Here is a 763-nt window from a genome sequence, read left to right as displayed (position 1 = left end):
TGTCGTGCACGGTCTGCGAGAGGCGCGCGAGGCTGGTGTCGATGCGGCGCGGCACGGCGCGCGCGATCGGCGCGGCGGGAGGCACGGCATCGACCTCGGCAGGCGCTTCGCCGCCCGCCGTTTGATCATCGGGCTGTTGCCGCTGCCACGAAGCCTCGACCTGCGCCCCCGCCGTCCCGAACGCGGCGGGCACGGGCGCGCCCGCCGCGCGAGCGGAAGGATCGCTCGCGTCGTCGTCGCTGTCCGTCGCGCTGAGAAGGATGTCGGCCATGCGGGGGAAAGGGTTACCAGACGGTGAGTTCGATGTCGCGGACTTCGCCCCAGGCGCGCAGCGTATCGGCGAGTTCGCGCTGGAGCATCGTGCTGTGCGTCAAGAGTAAGTCCCGGGCGGCCGGGTCCTGCGCATCGAACCGAAGCAGGAGACTGAAACGCGAAAGCGACAGAGACAGCCTGGTATGCGGCAGCAGCGCGGGATCCAGCGTCATCTGCGCCTCCCAGTTGCCGGCATTTGCGATCGCAGGATCGCCACAGAAGGCGGCGATCTCGCGCGTCAGCACGCCCAGCACCTGCAGGTACTGCTGCTGCTGCATGTAGACGGCCGACACCACCGGCACGGCGGCGCGCTCCACGCGGGCCGACAAGGTGTCGAGATCCTCGGCCGCCGCGCCCGCCGCCAGCGGCAGGGCCGCGGCCGGCTCGGGCAGCGCCTCCTCGCCGGCGCCCGGCGCGTAGCGCGGATCGAAATACAGCGCGATCTCGGCCT

General features: G+C 71.4%; 1 protein-coding gene and 1 pseudogene. Both read right to left on the bottom strand.

Going from position 1 to position 763, the window contains the following annotated elements; genetic code table 11:
• Window positions 1–271 (bottom strand): annotated as a pseudogene (locus tag F3J18_RS37720) (YscQ/HrcQ family type III secretion apparatus protein); the annotation flags it as partial.
• Window positions 272–284: 13 nt separating this feature from the next.
• The coding region (gene sctP, locus F3J18_RS37715; RefSeq protein ID WP_166917236.1) for a type III secretion system protein SctP at window positions 285–763 on the bottom strand (479 nt) is incomplete at its 5' end.

Source organism: Burkholderia sp. Ax-1720 (assembly GCF_011753035.1).
GTDB lineage: Bacteria > Pseudomonadota > Gammaproteobacteria > Burkholderiales > Burkholderiaceae > Burkholderia > Burkholderia gladioli.
This window is presented reverse-complemented; position numbering and strand designations above follow the sequence as displayed.